Genomic DNA, 21,143 nt, shown 5'->3' on the forward strand with positions numbered 1-21,143 from the left:
TCGTTAGCATATTGTATCGCAGCAAGTGCATGTGTTTTTTCAGGAAGAGGTTAACGTGTTCGCAGAGTATGGAGTTCTGAATTACTGGACGTATCTGGTGGGGGCTATTTTTATCGTGCTGGTACCGGGGCCAAATACGATATTTGTGTTGAAGAACAGCGTCGGTAGGGGAGTGAAGGGCGGTTATCTCGCCGCAAGCGGTGTGTTTATCGGTGATGCCGTGCTGATGTTTTTGGCCTATGCCGGTGTTGCCGCATTGATCAAAACAACGCCTGTTTTGTTCAATATCGTTCGCTATCTTGGCGCGTTTTATCTGCTGTACCTAGGTGCGAAGATCCTGTATGCGACACTGAAATCGAAAGCAAGCGACGCCGCATCTGAGGAAGTCCCGTTTGGCGCTATTTTTAAGCGAGCATTAATTCTGAGCCTGACGAATCCCAAAGCTATTTTGTTTTATGTTTCGTTCTTTGTGCAGTTTATTGATGTCAATGCACCGCACTCAGGGCTGTCATTCTTTATTTTGGCCATTACGCTTGAAGTAGTGAGCTTTTTCTATCTGAGCTTCCTTATTTTCTCCGGCGCGTTTGTGACGCAGTATATTCGCACGAAGAAAAAACTGGCCAAAGTGGGTAATTCCCTAATCGGCCTGATTTTCGTTGGTTTTGCCGCTCGTCTGGCCACGCTTCAGTCGTGATGCCATTGGCCCGCTGGTTGCGGCGGGCCTTCAATATGACGCTTTGCTTGTCATTTATAATTGTAGGGTTATAACCAATAAATGGTATTTTAAATGTATATTTTGAGGCGTACCCTGTGTACAGCAGCGATTCAATAAGACTCGCTGGTTGTCGACTGGAAAAGGGAAGAAAAATGCTTCAAATTCCACAGAATCATATCCATACACGCTCTACACCATTCTGGAACAAAGAAACTGCGCCTGCCGGAATTTTCGAACGCCACCTTGATAAAGGAACTCGTGCTGGGGTTTATCCACGACTTTCGGTTATGCAGGGGGCGGTCAAATATCTCGGATACGCCGATGAACACAGTCCGGAGCCAGTAGAGGTGATGGTTATTGAAGCCGGTCAGTTTGGCGTTTTTCCGCCGGAAAAATGGCATAACATCGAAGTGATGACCGACGACACTTACTTTAATATCGATTTTTTCGTTGCTCCGGAAGTTCTGATGGAGAGTGCAAATCAACGAAAAGTCGTGCGCACCGGCAAGGAGTAAATCATGGGCAAAGCAACCTATACCGTAACCGTGACCAATAACAGCAACGGTGTTTCTGTTGATTATGAAACAGAAGCGCCGATGACATTACTGGTGCCGGATGTGGCAGCAGAAGTGGTCAAAGACTTGGTCAATACCGTTCGTTCGTACGATACCGAGAATGAGCATGAAGTCTGCGGATGGTAGGTATTAAATACTCTTACTGATTGAATACAAAGAATTTTAATGTACTAACCGCACAGCGTTTTGACGGCGCTGTGCGGTTATTTTATTTGTGTTGAACGTAGTGATGTCCGAAAAAAGATTCCTTAAGAATACCTTAAGAAATCCGCATTGAATGCTAATTGTCGATCATTCACAGGAGTTATGATCGCAAAAAAGTAACAATACAGAACATCGCGCTTATGAAACTGAATACCCAAATTACATTCCCCACACTTATTCTAGGACTGGTCATTGTGGCGATCCCGTTCACCGCGAACTGGAATCTTCCGCTGCTTAACGGCACTGTCGTCAGATGGATCGAAAATGGGCAGGCGCTATGGCTACTGTTTGGTGCGGTATTTACCCTTGGCTATATTCGGCCTTTATCACGACCTGAAGGCGAGAAGCAATTTTGGCTTTGGGCAGCCGCGTGGTGGTTGGTATTGCTGGGGAGAAGCACCAGTTGGGGCCGCGACTATTTCCCGGAGCAGCCTAAACTTCTGTTCAGAGCTATCTCTGTTGTAATGATTTCCATGATTATTCTGCCGGTGCTGTTGTCGAAGCGCTTACGCCTGGATATTGTCCGACGCGTGCGTAATGAACCGCTACCGCTCTGGCTGCTGGCGATCACCGCCTGCGCATTTTTGATTTCCGATACGGTAGAGCATCATCGTCTGCTGGCTCCCATCTTCCTGCACAATGCCCAATATGGCGATATGATTGAAGAATTGTACGAACTGCCGTTTATGGCTGGCCTGTTTCTGATGAACCTCGGTTTTATGCAGCGGGATATGCAGGAGGAATCTGCCTCCATCCGTTTCAGTGAACCTCACCTGGTAAAGTAATGAGATAAGACCTGAGTCTGGGTAACCAGACTCAGGTGGCGATGGTGGGGAATTACGCAATGGCCTCACATAAGCGTGATTTCATGTCGCTATACGATTGAGCGGCATACTTTTCAGCCCATCTCTGATCGCTAATGTGCTCGATATTTACGGCACAATATTTGGTTTCCGGCGTTTTCGAGATTGGATCGAGGTTATCCTGGGTCAACTCGTTGCATGCACCAATCCACCATTGATAGGTCATATAAACCGTTCCGGAATTGATGCGCTCGGATACATCCGCACGGCTGATGACCTTACCCCGACGCGAGCTGACCCACACCAGATCACGATGACGGATACCGAGTTTTTCGGCATCATGGGTATTGATTTGCACATATCCTGGTTCATCAGCCAACGCTTGTAACGCTGCGCAGTTACCGGTCATAGAGCGACAGGAGTAATGCCCAACCTCACGCACGGTACACAGTACCAGCGGATAATTGTCATCCGGAACTTCTGCGGGCGCTCGCCACGGTGCGGCAAACAGTTTGCCTTTGCCGTTGGCGGTATCAAACTGGCTGTGTGCGTAAAGGTATGGCGTACCAGGACTATCGAGATCCGGGCATGGCCACTGAACATGCCCCATTTCCCCCATTTTCTCATAGGTCACGCCGTAGAACAGCGGACACAGCTCGCGCATCTCATCCCAGATTTGCTGGTTATTTTGATACTGCATTGGATAGCCCATTTCGCTGGCCAAAAGGCTGATGATCTCCCAGTCACGTTTTACATCAGCGGTGGGTTCAATCGCTTTCTCAAAACGCTGGAAGCCGCGATCGGCGCAGGTAAAGACGCCGCCATGTTCGCCCCATGAGGTGGCGGGCAGGAGAACATCGGCCATTTCCGCTGTTTTAGTCATGAAGATGTCTTGCACGACGATAAAATCGAGCGCGTTAAACCCTTCGCGGACCAGGCCCAGGTCGGCCTCGGTTTGCAGCGGATCCTCTCCCATGATGTAGTAGGCTTTTATTTTGCCTTCGATAGCCAGGTGTGGAACTTCAGTGATGCGCGTTCCAACCTTGTCATCCATCTGATTAACGTCAATGCCCCATGCGCTGGCGAATTTTTCCCTGACTGCGGAATCGGTCACGTCCTGATATCCCGGGAACTGGTTAGGTAGTACCCCCATATCGCACGCACCCTGCACGTTATTTTGCCCGCGCACCGGACCAACGCCGACGTTAGGGCGACCCAGATTCCCGGTCAACAACGCCAGGCTCGATAAACCGCGAACCACATCAACAGCCTGACCAAACTGAGTGACGCCCATCCCCCACATTACGGTTGCCGATGGTGCTGCGGCAAATGTACGCATTGCCTGACGAACCTGCTGTGCGGGAACGCCGGTCAAATGTTCAACCGCTTCAGGCGCATAGTCTTTAACGGTTTCCCAGTATGTTTCCAGCCCTTCCGCATGCTTTTGCACATACTCGCGATCGTAGAGTTGCTCTTCGATAAGAACATGACCAAAGGCATTAACCAGAGCCATGTTGCAACCGTTTTTCAACTGCAAATGTTGGTCAGCAATACGAGCGGTTTCAATACGACGTGGGTCGCAGACAATGATTTTTGCGCCGTTCTGGCGAGCTTTAATTACCCGGCGGGCTACGATTGGGTGCGAGTCGGCGCAGTTATAACCAAAGATCAGCAGACATTTTGAGTTTTCAATGTCGCTGATGGAATTGCTCATGGCGCCATTGCCTAACGTTTCTTGTAACCCGGCAACGGAAGGACCGTGACAGACGCGGGCACAACAATCGACATTATTGGTATGAAGTACACCACGTGCGAATTTTTGCATCACGTAGTTAGTTTCATTTCCGGTTCCCCGGGAGGAGCCGGTGGTCATGATGGCGCGAGGACCATAGGTTTTTTTGATTTCAGACAGGCGTTTTGCGGTGTAACGAATGGCTTCATCCCAGCTAACGGGCGTGAATTTGCCACCTTTTTCATAACGGATCATCGGGCGAGTCAGACGGGGAGTCAGGAGGCGAGTGTCGTTAAGAAAGTCCCAACCATAATAGCCTTTCAGGCATAACTGATTTTGGTTCGTTACACCCTCTGCGGCTTCGGCACGGATGATTTTGTTATTTTCGACAACAAGCTTGAGCTTGCACCCGGCCCCACAGTATGGGCAAACACTGGTGATTTTTTTCATCAATAACAGACCTGTTAAATGCTGAAATAGCGCGAATTGTAGACGCAGCCACGCGATAAGCACCGCGGACTACGATTTGTCGTAGCGACGGGTTGTTAAAGCATAAAGTGTGCCAGAAGTGAAAACCCAGCAATAACGGGGCTGACGGCAAAAGCGTTAAGCATAATGACTGACGATTCGACATTAATGACGAGGAGCGGCAAAAATTTAGCCTACCGGTCAGCAGTCATAACCTTATGAAACATCGGAAAAAGATGAAAATATGAAGTGATGAAGATCACAAATTTTAATTTTTCAGCGCTATGCTATGCTTTTATACAACGAGTGAATCGTTAATTTAAAAACATAAGTGAGGAAAATTATGGGCATTATTTCATGGGTGGTTTTCGGTCTTATCGCTGGGATTTTGGCAAAATGGATTATGCCGGGTAAAGATGGCGGCGGATTCTTTATGACCATTATCTTAGGGGTTGTCGGTGCGGTAGTGGGTGGCTGGATCAGTACCTTCTTTGGTTTTGGTAAAGTTGATGGTTTCAACTTCGGCAGTTTCGTCGTAGCGGTTATCGGTGCGATTGTGGTGTTGTTTATCTACAGAAAAATCAAAAGCTAAGTAAACATACAGACAATAGAGGCCACTGATAAGTGGCCTTTATTTTGGTTACCACCACCCCAGTTCCGTGCCCAGAACCACGATGATCGCCACGCCAATCATAATAATCGTTGTTTTTTTCATCGTTATGCTCCCGGCGCAGCGTAGCCGCCAATAAAAAACCAGGATAAGAAAACGACAGCGGAAATGAAAATAATGACAGGGAAAATAATACCGAGTCGCATACGATTATCTACCAGAGTTATTTAAAGACGAGCCAGCATAGCAGGGCTTAATGTACGACAAAAGGGGTTTTATCCTGACGCTTTTTATCCTGATACATTGCGCTGTCTGCAAGATGAAGCGCACAGTTTACATCAGTCTCCAGCGGATCAATTTCCACCACACCCAGACTGGCACCAGGATAATACAGATGAATATCACCCAGGTGGTAGTCACCGCAAATCTGCTGTTGCAGCTGATTTTTCACCTGCTGCAGACGCATAAGCTGATCAAGTTCATCTTCCGCTGACAGGCGAACGACTAAAAATTCGTCACCGCCCAGTCGACCGAGAATGTCATTATCACTACATTCACGGAGCAGGCGCTGCCCAATCTGGATCAGGAACTGGTCACCAACCTCGTGGCCAAAGCGGTCATTAATCAGTTTGAAATCATCCAAATCGATATAGGCAACAACTATCTTCTGCCTGAGGTGGCGGGCAAGCGAAAAAAGGGTCTCCAAATTTTCAAAAATTGCGCGCCGGTTCGGTAACCCTGTCAGGGCATCGGTGTAGGAGTGAGCAATCAGCGCGGCGTTCGCTTCACGTAACTGAGCAACCAGCGACTCTTTTTGAATCGACTGGGCGATCAGACCGGCAAACAGATGTAATACTTGTTCTCCACGTTGGCTCAGTGCCTGCTGACGGCGGCTGGTAGCGCAGAGTGTGCCGTAAAACGTTCCGTCCGGAAGATGAACGGGAGTACTTAGAAAGGTGGTGATGTCCAGTGCGCGAGCAGCGGTACATTCCGGCCAGCGTGCGGGCACGTTGTCACTGTACAGACAGTTTTCCTCAATCGCGCGTTTGCACAGCGTTTCATCCCACGGCACGGAAAGCCCTTCGGGGATCTGCATTTGGCGGCTATTACGCGCATACAGAATATGCTGCAGACGGGCATCCAGATCGACCTTGGTCAGGTAGGTTGATTCCATCTCAGTCACCATCTCCAGCATCTCCAGAAGTTGGCGAACCAGACTCTCAACTGACTGCTCCGTAGCTAAGGATTGTGAGACTCTGGCAAGGATCATGTCCGACATGAGGTGAAATGCTCCTGAGTAATGATTGGGCTGACGTTGCCCGCATGATAGAACATCGAGGTGAAAGATGAAACACGCCATCCAGCTCAGAATGTAAACATAAAATGGATAGCTAGCAGGAAAACATGGAGATAGATGGAAAGTCGGGGTAACCTGCCAGGATAAGGTTTTTAACAGGAGTAAATATGAAACTTGCGTCTATTGTTTTGCCCGGCTTGCTGGTGCTGACGGGGTGTACCACGGAACCGGAAGCGCCTGTGCCACCAAAAATTGGCATGGCGAATCCGGCATCGGTGTATTGCGAACAAAAGGGCGGTTCGCTGATTCCAGTACAGACGCCACAAGGCGTAAGATCGGATTGCAAACTACCCGGCGGGGAAGTGATTGATGAATGGTCACTCTGGCGTAGAGATCATCCGGCAACGGGCAAGTGATACGCGGTCAGCATTGACGTAGCCACTCAGCGAGCACCAGCGCGTGGTTTTGCTGGGTATTTTTCGCTGCATACAGTAGCGTTAAGGTTTGCTGTCGGGCAATCTCTGCGAGGCGCTTCCCTTCCTGCTGCTGTTGAGCCAGCTCTGCGCGATATTGTTCGGAAAAGTGTGAAAAATCGATCAGTTCTGCGTGGAAAGCTTTGCGCAATTCAGAGGATGGTGTCAGCGTTTTATTCCATTCGTTGAAAGTAAGGTCGGTCTTTTTTATCCCGCGCGGCCACAATCGGTCGACCAGTACGCGATAACCATCGCTTTTTTCTGCCGGGTCATACACGCGTTTACACTGAATCTTCATCTCTTCATCCGCTCCTTTCAGCTACCGCTCAGGTATTTATCATCAACTTTATTACGGTTAAATAAGATCGTAAAACGTGACTATTATAGCATTTTGCCTGTCCTGACTCCCAATTTAAGGGATTGTGATACCACTAAAAAGTCGGTAGGCTGAGGCTCCTTATGCTGTCCCTTATTGTCAGGACACAAGGAAAGCTTAATGGAAATTTCCCCAATTAAAGATACGCTTCGCATTGCGCTGGTGGGTGATTACAGCCCCGATATTGTGGCGCACCAGGCTATTCCCCTTGCTATCGATGATGCTGCCGCCGTTCTGGAATTAGTGGCTGATTACGACTGGCTAACTACATCTGATATCAACAGCAGTGAGGACTTGATTGGCTATGATGCCATCTGGGTCGTTCCAGGCAGTCCATATCGCCATCTTGAAGGGGCGCTGATAGCGATACGCTACGCGCGTGAAAACAGCATCCCATTCCTGGGTACCTGCGGCGGCTTTCAGCATGCGATTCTGGAGTACGCCCGCAACGTGCTGGGCTGGAGCGATGCCGGCCACGCCGAGACGGACACCACGGGTCGAATGGTGATAGCACCATTGACCTGCTCGCTGGTAGAAAAAACGGATGATATTGAGCTGCGGGCCAATACGCTGATTGCCAAAGCCTACGGGCGGGATGTTATCACCGAGGGATATCACTGCAACTATGGCGTATCGGAGGATTTTGCCGCCGAGCTTGAAAGCGGCGATCTTCGGGTGACCGGTTGGGATGAGGTTGGTGATATTCGTGCCATTGAGCTGGTGACGCATCCATTTTATGTTGGCACGCTCTTTCAACATGAACGCGGAGCGCTGGCGGGAAAACCCGTGCCGTTAGTTCAGGCGATGCTGCGCGCCGCGCGCGGATAAAAAAACGGGCAGGTTGTTCACGAACCTGCCCTGTGCATTATGCGCTCGCGATCTCCCGATTGCGCCCCGCGCACAAACCAAATACCGCCATCAGCATCGCTAACACGGCGACCCCGCCAAGAGGAATCAGCCAGCTATCGTTGAGGTCGTGAATTTTCCCCATCAGTGGTGGTCCGCAGGCCGCCAGTAAATATCCGACAGACTGTGCCATGCCGGAGAGGGCAGCAGCCTGATGCGCTGAGCTTGCGCGCAGGCCAATAAAGGTCAAGCCGAGGATCATCGTCGCGCCCGAGCCAAAGCCAAACAGGATGGTCCATAGCAATGCCTGGTCGGGCATTATGGCGAATCCCGCCGCGCCGACGGCGCACATTAATGAAACCAGAGCGGCGATGGCGCGCTGATCCTTAAATCTGTTCAGGACGAGAGGAATCAATAATCCCGGCGCGGCGGTCGCCAGCTGCAGTAAACCATGCAGTGAACCGGCCTGCGACTCGCTGTAGCCGTGACTGATCAAAATAGCGGGCAGCCAGCCGATGATGACGTAGTAGATAAGCGAATTGATCCCCAGAAACAGCGTCACCTGCCAGGCGAGGCTGGAGCGCCAGATCGCGCGGGAATGCAGCGCGCGCGAGTTGCTCAAGCTGGCATTGGCCGTCTGGCGGCATTGGGGTAACCAGATAATCAGCGCCAGTAGCGGAAAGGCCATCAGTACCATCAGCGCACCGCGCCAGCCAAACCCGTTCAACGCCAGCGGTACCACAATGGCGGAACCCAGTGCCGCTGCCGCGCCCATGGTCAGCGAGTATGCGCCAGTGAGCTTCGCCACATGCTGAGCAAAATCACGCTTAATCAGTCCGGGTAAAAGCACATTGCCCAAGGCGATTCCGCAACCAATGATCGCGGTGCCGCTAAACAGGAACCCGGGTGAGGGCAGCGAACGTATCGCAATACCAGCGCAAATCAGTAGCATAGCGACACACAAGCTGCGTTCGATACCCCAACAGCGCGCAACGGCGGCAGCCAGAGGTGAAACCAGTGCGAAAGCCAGCAGTGGCAGGGTGGTCAGAAGCCCCGTCTGGGCAGTGCTCAGACCGTAGTCGGCGCGAATTGCATCCAGCAACGGGGCAGCTCCGGTAAAGGTGACGCGCAATGTGGTGGCAATCATCAGGATCCCCGCGATCAGCAACGCTGCGTTCTTGCCACGGGAGGAAGGAGTATTTGTCATTTTTTTCTCATATCGTCAGGCGAGGCGATACCTTAGCGTTTTTACACAATGGATGAATCAAGCTAAAATGACAGTTTATCGCTTAAATCGGACATTTTTATGTTAGGACTGAGGCTGGATGGATATGAACCGGATCTTCACCACGATGCGGCCGTGGCGTTTTGTATTCAGGCCCGGGAAGATGAACTTTTTAGTCCGCTGCATCAGCACCGTAAAGGCCAGTTGATTCTGGCGTTGCATGGCGCGATCACTTGTGAGGTTGAAAATGCTATGTGGATGGTGCCCCCGCAATATGCGGTGTGGATCCCCGGTGAAATTCCACACAGCAACCACGTTACCGTTGGCGCACAATTATGCTTTTTGTTTATTGAGCCGCAGGCCGTCGTGATGCCCGATCGTTGCTGCACGCTGAAAATTGCTCCGTTGTGCCGGGAGCTTATTCTGGCGCTGGCATCCAAAACGGATGCCCAACGGCTGGAGCCGGCAACCCAGCGGCTGACGCAGGTGTTGTTTGATGAACTGCCGCAGCAACCCCAGGAGCAAATGCAGTTGCCGGTTTCCGAGCACCCGAAAATTCGCAGAATGGTCGCAACGATGGCGAGAGAGCCTGCACAATGGCAGACGTTGGGACAATGGGCCAGCGTATTTGCGATGAGTGAACGTAACCTTGCTCGCCTGGTCGTCAAAGAAACGGGGTTGAGTTTTCGCCGCTGGCGTCACCAGCTCCAGCTGATTCTGGCGCTGCAGGCGTTAATTGATGGTCGCAATGTACAACAGGTCGCGCAAATGCTCGGGTACGATTCGACCACGGCATTTATCACTATGTTCAAAAAAGGCCTGGGACAGACACCAGGCCGTTATCTGAACGGGCTGGCTACTGCTTCCCAACAATCAATGAGACCAGACCTGCCGCAATAAGCGGCCCCACTGGCACACCGCGAAACAGCGCCACGCCCAGTACCGTGCCCACCAGTAAACCAGCAACAAGCTGAGGCTGGCTGCCCATTAGCGTAACGCCGCGTCCGCCAAGCCAGGAGACAAATACCCCAACGGCAATAGCAACCAGTGATTTCCAGTTCACAAAGGAGTGGATGAGCGTGGAGGGCGGTAGCGTTCCGCTGGCGATCGGCGCCATGACGCCAATGGTCAGAATTATAATCCCGACGGTCAGGCCCTGTTTTTCAATCCAGGGAAAGAAGGTATTCAGAGGGGTAACACGGACAATAATCAGCACCAGAATTGAAACAGCGACAGTGGTGTTGTGGCTGACAAAGCCCAGAGCTGCCAGTCCGAGCAGGATCAGCAGAGTGACATCAAACATCGTAGTTTCCTTGCCAAAAGAAAAAATAAGCCTGCTTACTGTACGCGTAAACGCGTGACGGAACAGGCTTTTTTTAATGATTATGATTTTTTTTGGGCTAACGCACGAAGCGATGTTTTTTACTGCTAACTTGGGCAGTTATTGTGCTCTGCGGAACGGGATTAATTCCGGTTTCGCGATGCGCAGGTAATCTGCGGTATCCATGATCACGGATTTTTCCAGCATTCCGGCATTGAACGCAATTTCATTAAAACGCTCAAACAACAGCGGGTCGGCGACCAGCTTGAGATTCGGATGAAAACTGAACGGTGGGATAGCACCAAATACGCAGCCTGTTAGTTCATCTACCTCCGCCGGGCTGGCAAGTGACGCTCTCAACCCGCCAATATGGCTGGCCAACAGGCTCAGGTCCGCCTGCTGATCGGCAGAGAGGATCGCCAGAACATGCTGATTGACGCCGTTGCCTTTTACTTTGCAGACCAGCGCTTTTGCACCCTGACCCAGTGCGGTACCGCGAATTTCAGAGACAGCTTCACATTTGCCTACGGCTTCATGGCTGACTACGCGGTAGGTCGCACCGTGTTCTGACAACAGGGAGATTAAACGCTGGTGCGTTGCGTTACCTTTGTTTACTTCCGTCATGACTTACTCCTGGTACAACAATGAAAATCCTGTCAGAAAAATGATTACGCATCGGTGCGTTTTTTCTGTTTGTTCAGGTAGAGCTGTGCATCAGATGCTTTGTAGGCATCATCAATGGTGTCGTTTGGCTGCATATTATAAATTCCGACAGAGAAGCTGATTGATCTATCTTGCGCAATAATTTGTAAGTTATAGCGAATCCTCTCCAGCAGGCGGGGCGTTAATTCACTGGGGTGATCGATGAGGATAATGCAAAACTCATCGCCACCGAGGCGGATGGCATAGTCACTTTTGCGAATGGACGTTTGAATAGCTTTGGCCAGGAGGGTGATAATGCGGTCGCCTTCCTTATGCCCCAACGTATCATTAATAACTTTTAGTTTGTCGCAATCAATAGCGATAAAGGTCACGAGGGTGCCGGAGTTTACTAACTGTTGTAAACGCTGTTCGAGCGTCGGCGTTAGAATTTTACGGTTGTAGAGCCCGGTCATCGCGTCACTGATATTTTCCCGCGTGACGTTGTGATACAGCCGAAAATGCGTTCTGACCATATTCAGCAGCAATATCGTTGCCAGTAGATAGAACGCGAATATCTTCCAGGACGAGACAATAAAGTACATAACATCAAGTGAGAGTGTGATGCGTATACCGCCAGGAATGTCCTTCTCATAGTGAACATAGCGGAACAGATCGGATTCACTTTTATGAACGATAATCTCTTTACCTGAACTGGTGTCAGAGACCGTGACGTCAAGATAGCGCCAGACAAGAGGGCGGTCGCTGGTATAGAAAATATTCTGTAAATTCTCTTTGTTAATATCCACCATCACCACACCTTTTAGCTTATTGGCGTAGTAAACCGGTGTTAAAAAACTCATCACCTTTTTCTCGGTCAGGTTATCTTCATAAATACTGGAGATCACCGTGCGGCCAGTGAAAATACCGTCAATATCATTCTGGTCGATTCCCAGCGTACCTTTTTGCAAAAACGACCAGTTGTGTATCGCAAATTTCCGCGAGTCGATCAAATCATAGAAATAAACGTAGTTATTTTTGAGATCGACGTAATATCGAAATTTATACTCCAGCGTCCCTAATCCCTGACCGTAATCTTTCTGCTGGCGATTAACATTGACCGCCCGGTCAAAAGAGGGCAGCAGAAAAATGTCATCAAGTTGTTCGCTACATTTTGTTGAGGTGGTCTGCAACGTACCGTGTAATGGCAGATAGTTACGCTTAGTGAGATTGAGCCCATGAGTGCCGTTAACGCTGTCGAAAGCGTTGCAAAGTGCTTTTTGCTGTTCGAGAGAAGCAGGCCCCTGAGGGGACGAAAATGTGCGCATCAGATGAGCTGCGATGCTCTGATTTGTGTACTTATCATAGAGAAACGAGGAGTCGGCTTTCTCATTGATATAGCGCATGTACGCATTCATTGCTTTATCGCTGGCAATGAGCTCATAAACCAAAAAAGAAGACGTCAAAACAATTACGCTGACGGAGATAAAGAGCCTGAGCGCTTTATGATGCAATTTCATAATGATTTACAGCCCTGTAAGTCTGATACTTCAGTCTATCACAGGGCATACATCCGCTCTAACGCTACGGGCAAGGACATTTTGTAATAAAAATCATTCGCGCGCTTCACCTTTAACTCTTAATGTTGTATTTATAATGCAACTTATAGAAAGGAGACAGGCCAATGAGCGCGACTGAAAAAGCGGGTCATACATTTTTAGCCAGCCTGGGCAAAACCCGTCTGCGTCCGGGCGGTGTTGAAGCAACAGAATGGTTGTTTAGCCAGTCACAGCTGACGCCCGGCAGCCAGGTGCTTGAAGTGGCGTGCAACATGGCCACGACGGCGATAGAGTTAGTTCAACGCTATGGTTGTACGGTATACGCCATTGATATGGATAAAACCGCACTGTCAAATGCAAGGAATAACGTGGCGGCAAATGGTCTGGAAAATCACATTCATGTGATGGCTGCAAACGCCAACACTCTTCCTTTTGCGGATAACAGTTTCGATGTTGTGATTAACGAAGCCATGCTGACAATGTATGCCGATAAAGCGAAGGCGAAGTTAATTGCCGAATATTATCGCGTGTTGAAGCCCGGTGGGCGTCTGCTCACCCACGATATTATGTTCACCGCCCAAAAACTGGGGGCGGGCGATCAGGGCCAGCTTGTCGATGTGGTGAAATCAAACGTTAGCCCAATGACCAGACAAGGCTGGCGTGATTTGTTTCTTAACTGCGGATTCGAACAGGTCCTGCAGCAGAATGGCAACATGTCGCTGATGTCGCCGCGCGGATTAGTTCGTGATGAAGGGCTTACAGGGGCGGTAAAAATTGTGTTTAACGGCTTACGCACGAGCGAAAATCGTCGTCGGTTCCTGAAAATGTTTCGCTTCTTCCGTTCGCAACGTCATCAACTCAACTATATTGCCTGCTGCTCTGTAAAGGGAAAATAAAAAGGATAAACGGATGAATATTGATAAGATGAAAAATCAGCATGTTGAAATCCTTGAGAAAATTTCATTTTTACGTAAGTTGAGCCAGGCAGGTGTATCATCCAACGCGCAGGAAATTGCTACTGCGATCGTTAGCATGAGTGCGATTATAAAAACGCATTTGTCTGCTGAAGATCAGTTCCTTTATCCGCATATTGAGCAGGATGGAAATAGCACGTTCAGACAGGTTAGCTCAAAATTTCAACGCGAAATGACAGATATCGTCAGTGATTATGACGTATTTTCCCGGCGCTGGAATATTGCCAGTAAATTAATAGGCAATGATGAAGCATTCAGGCGCGATGCCAACACTGTTCTACGCAAAGTGTTTGAGCGTATGCAAAAAGAAAATAAAGATTTCTATCCGCTGGTGGAAAGGATGTAGGGTCATTTTACGTGCTGAACGGAAGGCACCACACCCGGAATAAATCAGCCAGAGAAGATAACCTCTGGCTGATTTGTTTAGGTGGTTAACTATTGCTGGTCGTACTTTGTTTATGAAACAGTTCGCGGAATACCGGGTAAATATCATCCTGGTCGCGGATATGCTGCATCGCAAAGTTATCAAAGGTTGACTGTAGATGTTCGTATTCACGCCACAAGGTCTGGTGAGCGCGGCGAGTGATTTCGATATAGCTGTAATAGCGTACCACTGGCAGCAGTTTTTTCGCCAAAATCTCATGACACAGCGGTGAATCATCAGCCCAGTTATCACCGTCCGATGCCTGTGCAGCATAGATGTTCCATTGGGCAGGGTTGTAGCGATCTTTCACCACTTCATCCATTAACTTCAGCGCACTGGAGACAATGGTTCCCCCGGTTTCCTGAGAGTAGAAGAACTCGTGCTCATCCACTTCTTTCGCCTGGGTATGGTGGCGAATATAAACCACCTCCACGTTCTTATAGGTCCGGCTTAAGAACAAATACAGCAGGATATAAAAACGTTTAGCCATATCTTTGGTCGACTGATCCATTGAGCCAGAGACGTCCATCAGGCAGAACATCACCGCCTGGCTGGAAGGGTCGGGGCGTTTTTCATAATTCTTGTAGCGTAAATCAAAGGTGTCGATAAATGGCACGCGTTCGATTTTTGCCCGTAGTTCGGCAATCTCTTTGCGTAACCGTTCCTCTTCCAGCAACTGCGCTGGTTCGCTTTTCGCGATGGTTTCCAGATCCGCTTCGAGAGCATGCAGTTCGCGACGCTTACCCGCTGTCATCGCCGTGCGGCGCGCCAGTGAGTTTTGCAGGGATCGCACCACGCTGATGTTGGCAGGCACACCGTTAGAGGTAAAACCTGCCCGGTGCGTTTTGTACTCCGTTAACTGACGCTGCTGATTCTGCTTCAGGTTAGGAAGTGCTAAATCTTCGAACAACAGATCGAGATATTCATCTTTAGAGATCTGAAAGACGAACTCATCCTGACCCTCACCATCCTGGCTGGCCTGGCCTTGTCCGCTTCCTGAACCGCCACCGCCGCCCTGTGGGCGTTCAATGCGATCATTCTGCACAAAATGGTCGTTACCCGGATGCACGCGATGGCGCAGACCACCACGTCCCTGATGAAACATTGGTTCGCTAATATCATCAGTCGGAATAGAGACAGATTCGCCGCTATCCACATCAGTCACCGAACGCTTGTTAATGGCCTCGGAGATCGACTGTTTAATTTGCGATTTATAACGGCGTAAGAAGCGCTGGCGGTTTACCGTGCTCTTGTTTTTGCCGTTAAGACGCCGGTCAATAAACCAGGTCATAAGCCCCCCGTACTGCCAACTGTTCGCCATGTCTGTAAGTGCCGGATGGCGCTGGCGCTATCCGGCCTACGGAACATTGTTTTGCAAGCCCGGTAAGGCATGCGCCACCGGGCACTTATGTTAAGACGATTTACGTACGCGCAAATACCATTCGCACAGTAAACGCACCTGTTTACGCGTGTAGCCTTTTTCCATCATACGGTCGACAAAATCGTCGTGTTTTTTCTGCTCGTCAGTCGAGGTTTTAGCATTGAACGAAATGACCGGCAGCAACTCCTCGGTATTGGAGAACATTTTCTTCTCAATAACCGTGCGTAGTTTTTCGTAACTGGTCCAGTTTGGATTGCGACCGCTGTTATTCGCTCTGGCACGCAGAACAAAGTTGACGATCTCGTTACGGAAATCTTTCGGGTTACTGATACCCGCCGGCTTCTCAATTTTCTCCAGTTCTGAGTTCAGCGACTCGCGGTCAAACAGCTGACCGGTATCCGGGTCGCGATACTCCTGATCCTGAATCCAGAAATCCGCATAAGTGACATAACGGTCGAAAATGTTCTGTCCGTATTCGGAATAGGATTCGAGATAAGCCGTCTGGATCTCTTTGCCGATGAATTCAGCATATTTCGGGATCAAATAGCCTTTCAGGAACTCAAGATAACGCTCAGCTTGCTCCTGCGGGAACTGTTCACGTTCGATTTGCTGCTCCAGTACGTAAAACAGATGTACCGGGTTAGCTGCCACTTCGGCATGGTCAAAGTTAAAGACGCGAGAGAGGATCTTAAACGCGAAACGCGTGGACAGACCGTTCATTCCCTCATCAACCCCGGCGTAATCCCGATACTCCTGATAGGATTTCGCTTTCGGATCGGTATCTTTCAGGCTTTCGCCATCGTAAACGCGCATCTTCGAATAAATGCTCGAGTTCTCAGGTTCTTTCAGGCGAGAAAGAATGGTAAAGCGAGAGAGCGTTTCCAGCGTGCCCGGTGCGCAAGGCGCATGGGTCAGCTCACTGTGGTTAAGCAGTTTTTCGTAAATTTTGATCTCTTCAGAGATCCGCAGGCAATAAGGCACTTTGACGATGTAAACACGGTCAAGGAACGCCTCATTGTTTTTGTTATTACGGAACGTTACCCATTCGGACTCGTTCGAGTGGGCAAGAATAATCCCGTTAAACGGCAGGGCAGAGATACCTTCTGTCCCGTTGTAGTTTCCTTCCTGGGTGGCGGTCAGCAGAGGATGCAGCACTTTAATCGGTGCTTTAAACATCTCAACGAATTCCATAATCCCCTGGTTTGAGCGGCACAGTGCCCCCGAATAACCGTAGGCATCAGGATCGTTCTGGGCGTGGTGTTCGAGTTTACGAATATCCACTTTCCCGACCAGCGCAGAAATATCCTGGTTGTTTTCATCACCAGGCTCCGTTTTGGCGATAGCGATCTGCTCCAGAATAGACGGCCAGACTTTGACGACGCGGAATTTTGTAATGTCCCCGCCAAAATCGTGCAGACGTTTCGCAGCCCAAGGCGACATGATCGTACCGAGATAGCGACGCGGGATCCCATACTCTTTTTCCAGGATCTGCGCGTCCTCCTGCGGATTAAACAGGCATAACGGATGATCGTTGACCGGGCTACGTTCGCCATTGGCACTCAGGACATAAATTGGTACTCTCTGCATCAGCGACTTCAGCCGCTCAGCAAGAGATGATTTTCCCCCTCCCACAGGCCCCAGCAGATACAGAATCTGCTTCTTCTCTTCCAGACCCTGAGCCGCATGTTTCAAATAAGAAACAATTTGCTCAATGGCGTCTTCCATGCCGTAAAACTCTTCAAAGGCGGGATAGCGTGCAATTACCCGATTCGAAAAGAGTCGAGAAAGTCGAGGTTCGTGGGCAGTGTCGACCATGACAGGCTCACCAATAGCCATTAATAGCCGCTCTGCCGCGTTGGCATAAGCACTGCGATCTTGCCGACAAGTGGTAAGAAACTCCTGCAGCGTGAACTCTTCGTCCTTGGCAGCTTCATAACGCTGGCGATAGTGATCGAATATATTCATGGTATGCCGTCCTTTCGTTTTTTAGCACATGTTAAGAGCCGTTCATATGAATAGTAGAGGCCCCTGAAGAGGTAAACTGAACGACGTCGCTGCTGAGGAAATAAGCAACTCTCATGCCATTTTAGTGGTCAGGAGATCAACGTATTCGGTGATACACCTTCTAAAATTAAGCGTAGATGGCATTTGCAAAACTTGCCTGTGTGCGCAAATGAATTTCAATGGCATATCAATAACTCATCAGCAAAAAAAGCACATCTTATGTAAAGAATTGGAGCGGGATTCATGCGGTGTTCATTGTCCTGCAAGCAAAATGTCATCACTCGCTGAGAAATTAGGGGGTTACATTCTGGGGCGAATACGTAAAATAGTTGGGCTGAAGCGTATTGGCGGTTACACTTTGACCGCTACACATTTGAATAAGGAATTATGGATTGTGACCAAACTCAAACTTCTGGCACTTAGCGTCCTTGCCGCAACCGCAGTTAGCACCGCACAGGCTGAAAGCCAGTGGACTGTTGGCGCGGGTGTCGGCGTGATTAACAGCCCATACAAACAGTATGACCGCGATGTTTACCCTGTTCCGGTTGTCACCTATGAAGGCGATAATGTGTGGTTCCACGGCTTGGGTGGCGGTTACTATTTGTGGAATGACACGACAGATAAGCTTTCCATCATGGCGTACTATGATCCGACGCATTTCAAGCCAGGTGATAGCGATAGCCATGCTTTGCGCCAACTCGACAAGCGTAAAAGCAGCATGATGGCTGGCCTCTCGTATGTACATAACACCCAGTATGGTTTCCTGCGTACTGCACTGGCGGGTGATACTCTGGATAACAGCAACGGCTTTATCTGGGATCTGGCCTGGCTCTACCGTTACACTAATGGTGGGCTGACTCTGACGCCGGGTATCGGTGTGCAGTACAGCAGCGAAAACTACAACGACTATTATTATGGCGTGTCCAATCACGAGTCTCGCCGCAGTGGTCTGAATAGCTACAATGCTGACGATGGATGGGATCCATACCTGGAGTTGACCGCAAGCTATAACTTCATTGGCAACTGGAACGTATACGGCACTGGCCGTTATGTGCGTTTGAGTGATGAAGTGAAAGACAGCCCGATGGTCGATAAGTCCTGGTCTGGCATCTTCTCGGTGGGTGTGACCTACAAGTTCTGATGACACTGCGTGTCAAACACTAGCCCGCATCTCTGCGGGCTTTTTTGTGCGTGACAGAGATGAATATTGATCTAAAACATGAGATTTGATTTTTTGTGCTGTTTTAGCATTACACTGGGTCGCAACGAATATTTAACGTATTTTCCCTGCTGTAATTACCAAAATTAAACCTGTTACTTGATTAATCTTAAATATTTTCGTTTGGCAAGGACGGAGTATCTACACAATTTTACGCATTATTGTCATGCGTGAGTGATTTGGGTTTATGCAATATCTTGATAATATTCTGTTTTATGATTGTAGCAATGATCTGCTATTTATTATCGTGCGCCATGACACAGTTGATAACTATTCCATTCTTTTTGATTATCGTTGAAAGTTAACTTTCATTTGAAAAGAGAAAATCATTCAATTAATTTTTGTTTTACATCTTTTGGGTATTTATCTGAAAAAATTAAAATTGACATTAAATATTCCATTGCAGATATTAAGTAAACTTTAAAGTAGCGACAGCAACTCTTCATGGCATTAAATATAATACGCCATGTGGATTTTTTGAGAATAAACCTGGTATATATAATGAAAAAGTTAATCATGATAGCTGTGATGGGCGGGATTCTGGCTGGTTGTTCCACCGAGGCTTCACGCATGAATGCTTGCGAAAGTAAGGGTGTGAGCCGTGATGCCTGTTATGTTGCGGAGCAAAACCGTCAGGCGACAATCAATGCTGCCGCTGAAAAACAGGCTATGGAAAACGCGCAAAACGTGTATGGCACAAATGATACTAATTCCAGCCATCACCACAAACACGATAAGTATTAAGGTGTAACGTATGAAAAAATTAATTATTATCGCTGCGTTGGTGGCTTCCTCTGCTGCACCTGCGTATGCCATTAGCGAGGCTTACCGCCAGCAGTTACAGCATGAACATAAAACCATGGTCAGTGACGCGAATGCTCCGGTACACGCCAGTAAAATCACGCCCGTGCATGTGAATAAACTTGGAGTGGACTTTAAACGTGGTGCTGATGGCATTGCTTATATTAATGGCAAACCTGCGGCAAATGATGAGAATAGTGCAGAAGCTCAGTCTTATAGCGCAGGTTTGATTTCCGTCATCGTCTATAAAAACGGAAAAATCAACGCCATGAAAGAGGGAAAATATCTAGGTCGGTTAAAATAACCACTTCGTAGTTAAGATTTTGTATTATTTCGGCCCGGGAACATCTGCTGTTCCCGGGCTTTTTATTTCGCTCGCCTTAACGATCGGTTTCCAATCCATGATGGTGCAATTTGTGCACCCTAACAGGACACATGCGCGTTGTTTTGCTTTACTGTGGTGCATTAACACAGGAGGGTGCGATGACAGCGAAACAGGTGACGTTTACAAACCAGGTATCGCTTCCTGCTATTGGGCAGGGAACATGGTACATGGGCGAGGATCCAAGCCGACGCCGGGATGAAGTGTCTGCGCTGCAGGCCGGACTGGATCTAGGCCTGCGATTGATTGATACCGCAGAAATGTACGCTGATGGTGCAGCGGAGGAGGTAGTGGGTGAAGCATTAACGGGGCGGCGTGATAGCGCTTTTTTAGTCTCGAAAGTTTACCCATGGAATGCCGGCGGACAGAAAGCCATTGCCGCCTGCGAAGCGAGCCTGCGTCGACTGAAAACTGATTATCTGGATCTCTATTTGCTGCACTGGATGGGCGATTTTTCATTTGCAGAGACCGTCGATGCCATGAAAACACTGATTGCGCAGGGGAAAATCTGCCGTTGGGGCGTCTCGAATCTCGATTATGATGATATGCAGGCGTTATGGCAGGTACCCGGTGGACGAGAGTGTGCAATTAATCAGGTGCTTTATCATTTAGCCTCGCGCGGTATTGAATATGATTTACTGCCGTGGTGCCAGCAGCAGCAGATGCCGGTCATGGCATACAGTCCGCTGGCCCAGGCGGGACGACTGCGTGGCGATTTGCTTTCTAACTCTGTGGTGAATGACATCGCGCACGCGCACAATGTTAGCGCTGCGCAGATTTTGCTGGCATGGGTGATTCGCCAGTCGGGTGTAATAGCAATTCCGAAAGCCGCAAGCGTAGCGCATGTCGAACAAAATGCCGCCGCGCTGGAGATAACGCTCTCTGTAGATGAGTTGAAGCAGTTAGATAAGGCGTATCCGGCGCCAAAAGGTAAAACCGCGCTGGATATGGCCTGATTTGCCAAATGCCGATGTTCCCACAGCTTTTCAGGCCTACGGCTGCGTGTAGTTTATAGGCCGGATAAGGCGTTAGCCACATCCGGCACGGTGCGCGGAACTGCCTGATGGCGCTGTGCTTATCAGGCCTACGGCTGCGTGTAGTTTGTAGGCCGGATA

The 21,143-nt window shown here is 49.2% G+C and carries 24 protein-coding genes and 1 pseudogene; 14 read left to right on the plus strand and 11 right to left on the minus strand.

Annotated elements, in window-relative coordinates:
• Positions 1–55: 55 nt before the first annotated feature.
• The 4 genes from leuE to OGY18_RS12530 all read left to right on the plus strand — a co-directional run bounded on the left by leuE (position 56) and on the right by OGY18_RS12530 (position 2,279).
• Complete coding sequence (gene leuE, locus OGY18_RS12515) at positions 56–694, plus strand: leucine efflux protein LeuE (RefSeq protein ID WP_286553207.1); 639 nt, start codon at positions 56–58, stop codon at positions 692–694.
• A gap of 173 nt (positions 695–867) precedes the next feature.
• Positions 868–1,230 (plus strand): DUF1971 domain-containing protein YeaR, encoded by a 363-nt coding sequence (gene yeaR / locus OGY18_RS12520; protein ID WP_003030735.1) that lies wholly within the window; start codon positions 868–870, stop codon positions 1,228–1,230.
• 3 nt (positions 1,231–1,233) lie between these two features.
• Positions 1,234–1,416, plus strand: a complete 183-nt coding sequence (locus tag OGY18_RS12525) for a DUF1869 domain-containing protein (RefSeq protein WP_003832433.1) — start codon at positions 1,234–1,236, stop codon at positions 1,414–1,416.
• A 218-nt stretch (positions 1,417–1,634) separates the two neighbouring features.
• Positions 1,635–2,279 carry a hypothetical protein gene (locus OGY18_RS12530; protein ID WP_063941469.1) on the plus strand — a complete coding sequence of 215 codons (645 nt, stop codon included), beginning with the start codon at positions 1,635–1,637 and terminating at the stop codon, positions 2,277–2,279.
• A 52-nt stretch (positions 2,280–2,331) separates the two neighbouring features.
• Here OGY18_RS12530 and fdhF read toward each other — a convergent pair whose 3' ends face one another.
• Entirely contained in the window at positions 2,332–4,479 is a 2,148-nt protein-coding gene (fdhF, locus tag OGY18_RS12535) for a formate dehydrogenase subunit alpha (RefSeq protein WP_003832438.1), read from the minus strand.
• Positions 4,480–4,840: 361 nt separating this feature from the next.
• Here fdhF and OGY18_RS12540 point away from each other — a divergent pair, with 361 nt between their 5' ends.
• A complete protein-coding gene (locus tag OGY18_RS12540) occupies positions 4,841–5,089 on the plus strand; it encodes a GlsB/YeaQ/YmgE family stress response membrane protein (protein ID WP_003832440.1) in 249 nt (82 codons plus the stop codon).
• Between the two features lie 48 nt (positions 5,090–5,137).
• Here the strand turns inward: OGY18_RS12540 and yoaJ are convergent, their stop codons facing one another.
• From yoaJ to OGY18_RS12555, 3 genes are read right to left on the minus strand one after another with little or no spacing between them, the layout of a single operon-like run.
• Positions 5,138–5,212, minus strand: coding sequence for a protein YoaJ (yoaJ, locus tag OGY18_RS12545; protein WP_095533175.1), 75 nt, complete (start codon positions 5,210–5,212; stop codon positions 5,138–5,140).
• Positions 5,213–5,214: 2 nt separating this feature from the next.
• On the minus strand, positions 5,215–5,313 hold the full coding sequence (locus OGY18_RS12550) for a YoaK family small membrane protein (RefSeq protein WP_032941789.1): 99 nt from the start codon (positions 5,311–5,313) through the stop codon (positions 5,215–5,217).
• Positions 5,314–5,360: 47 nt separating this feature from the next.
• Entirely contained in the window at positions 5,361–6,386 is a 1,026-nt protein-coding gene (locus tag OGY18_RS12555; protein ID WP_003832442.1) for a sensor domain-containing diguanylate cyclase, read from the minus strand.
• Positions 6,387–6,571: 185 nt separating this feature from the next.
• Here OGY18_RS12555 and OGY18_RS12560 point away from each other — a divergent pair, with 185 nt between their 5' ends.
• Entirely contained in the window at positions 6,572–6,820 is a 249-nt protein-coding gene (locus OGY18_RS12560; protein ID WP_286553215.1) for a putative hemolysin, read from the plus strand.
• A gap of 7 nt (positions 6,821–6,827) precedes the next feature.
• Here OGY18_RS12560 and OGY18_RS12565 read toward each other — a convergent pair whose 3' ends face one another.
• Positions 6,828–7,175, minus strand: coding sequence for a DUF488 domain-containing protein (locus OGY18_RS12565; protein WP_079938496.1), 348 nt, complete (start codon positions 7,173–7,175; stop codon positions 6,828–6,830).
• Between the two features lie 198 nt (positions 7,176–7,373).
• Here OGY18_RS12565 and OGY18_RS12570 point away from each other — a divergent pair, with 198 nt between their 5' ends.
• Entirely contained in the window at positions 7,374–8,081 is a 708-nt protein-coding gene (locus OGY18_RS12570) for a CTP synthase C-terminal region-related (seleno)protein (protein WP_003832447.1), read from the plus strand.
• Between the two features lie 37 nt (positions 8,082–8,118).
• Here OGY18_RS12570 and OGY18_RS12575 read toward each other — a convergent pair whose 3' ends face one another.
• On the minus strand, positions 8,119–9,306 hold the full coding sequence (locus tag OGY18_RS12575; protein WP_126318392.1) for a CynX/NimT family MFS transporter: 1,188 nt from the start codon (positions 9,304–9,306) through the stop codon (positions 8,119–8,121).
• 99 nt (positions 9,307–9,405) lie between these two features.
• Here OGY18_RS12575 and OGY18_RS12580 point away from each other — a divergent pair.
• Positions 9,406–10,204: pseudogene (locus OGY18_RS12580) on the plus strand (AraC family transcriptional regulator).
• Here the strand turns inward: OGY18_RS12580 and OGY18_RS12585 are convergent.
• From OGY18_RS12585 to dgcJ, 3 genes are all read right to left on the minus strand, one after another.
• Positions 10,181–10,627 carry a DUF441 domain-containing protein gene (locus OGY18_RS12585; protein ID WP_003832453.1) on the minus strand — a complete coding sequence of 149 codons (447 nt, stop codon included), beginning with the start codon at positions 10,625–10,627 and terminating at the stop codon, positions 10,181–10,183. The pseudogene OGY18_RS12580 and the gene OGY18_RS12585 sit on opposite strands and share 24 nt — an antisense overlap.
• Positions 10,628–10,765: 138 nt before the next feature.
• Positions 10,766–11,269: a YbaK/prolyl-tRNA synthetase associated domain-containing protein gene (locus OGY18_RS12590; protein ID WP_126318388.1), complete on the minus strand. Its 504-nt coding sequence runs from the start codon at positions 11,267–11,269 to the stop codon at positions 10,766–10,768.
• Positions 11,270–11,313: 44 nt separating this feature from the next.
• Positions 11,314–12,804, minus strand: coding sequence for a diguanylate cyclase DgcJ (gene dgcJ, locus OGY18_RS12595; RefSeq protein WP_279274835.1), 1,491 nt, complete (start codon positions 12,802–12,804; stop codon positions 11,314–11,316).
• 164 nt (positions 12,805–12,968) lie between these two features.
• On the opposite strand from dgcJ, the gene OGY18_RS12600 reads away from it, so the two are divergent.
• Both OGY18_RS12600 and OGY18_RS12605 read left to right on the plus strand, forming a co-directional pair.
• Positions 12,969–13,739, plus strand: coding sequence for a class I SAM-dependent methyltransferase (locus tag OGY18_RS12600; protein ID WP_008784518.1), 771 nt, complete (start codon positions 12,969–12,971; stop codon positions 13,737–13,739).
• A gap of 13 nt (positions 13,740–13,752) precedes the next feature.
• The gene (locus tag OGY18_RS12605; RefSeq protein WP_286553222.1) at positions 13,753–14,163 is read left to right on the plus strand and encodes a hemerythrin domain-containing protein; all 411 of its coding nucleotides are present in this window, start codon (positions 13,753–13,755) and stop codon (positions 14,161–14,163) included.
• An 85-nt stretch (positions 14,164–14,248) separates the two neighbouring features.
• Here OGY18_RS12605 and OGY18_RS12610 read toward each other — a convergent pair whose 3' ends face one another.
• Positions 14,249–15,532 (minus strand): YeaH/YhbH family protein, encoded by a 1,284-nt coding sequence (locus tag OGY18_RS12610; protein WP_003832459.1) that lies wholly within the window; start codon positions 15,530–15,532, stop codon positions 14,249–14,251.
• A 120-nt stretch (positions 15,533–15,652) separates the two neighbouring features.
• Entirely contained in the window at positions 15,653–17,587 is a 1,935-nt protein-coding gene (gene yeaG, locus OGY18_RS12615; RefSeq protein WP_003030707.1) for a protein kinase YeaG, read from the minus strand.
• 433 nt (positions 17,588–18,020) lie between these two features.
• Between yeaG and OGY18_RS12620 the strand changes: the two genes are divergently transcribed.
• The 4 genes from OGY18_RS12620 to OGY18_RS12635 all read left to right on the plus strand — a co-directional run bounded on the left by OGY18_RS12620 (position 18,021) and on the right by OGY18_RS12635 (position 20,984).
• Complete coding sequence (locus OGY18_RS12620) at positions 18,021–18,767, plus strand: MipA/OmpV family protein (protein WP_284969511.1); 747 nt, start codon at positions 18,021–18,023, stop codon at positions 18,765–18,767.
• A gap of 579 nt (positions 18,768–19,346) precedes the next feature.
• Complete coding sequence (locus tag OGY18_RS12625; RefSeq protein ID WP_032934433.1) at positions 19,347–19,589, plus strand: hypothetical protein; 243 nt, start codon at positions 19,347–19,349, stop codon at positions 19,587–19,589.
• Between the two features lie 10 nt (positions 19,590–19,599).
• Entirely contained in the window at positions 19,600–19,950 is a 351-nt protein-coding gene (locus OGY18_RS12630) for a hypothetical protein (RefSeq protein ID WP_003832469.1), read from the plus strand.
• Between the two features lie 179 nt (positions 19,951–20,129).
• Positions 20,130–20,984 carry an aldo/keto reductase gene (locus OGY18_RS12635; RefSeq protein WP_286553225.1) on the plus strand — a complete coding sequence of 285 codons (855 nt, stop codon included), beginning with the start codon at positions 20,130–20,132 and terminating at the stop codon, positions 20,982–20,984.
• The last annotated feature ends 159 nt before the right edge of the window (positions 20,985–21,143 follow it).

It is taken from the genome of Citrobacter sp. Cpo142, from assembly GCF_030332425.1.
Classification (GTDB): Bacteria; Pseudomonadota; Gammaproteobacteria; order Enterobacterales; family Enterobacteriaceae; genus Citrobacter; species Citrobacter portucalensis.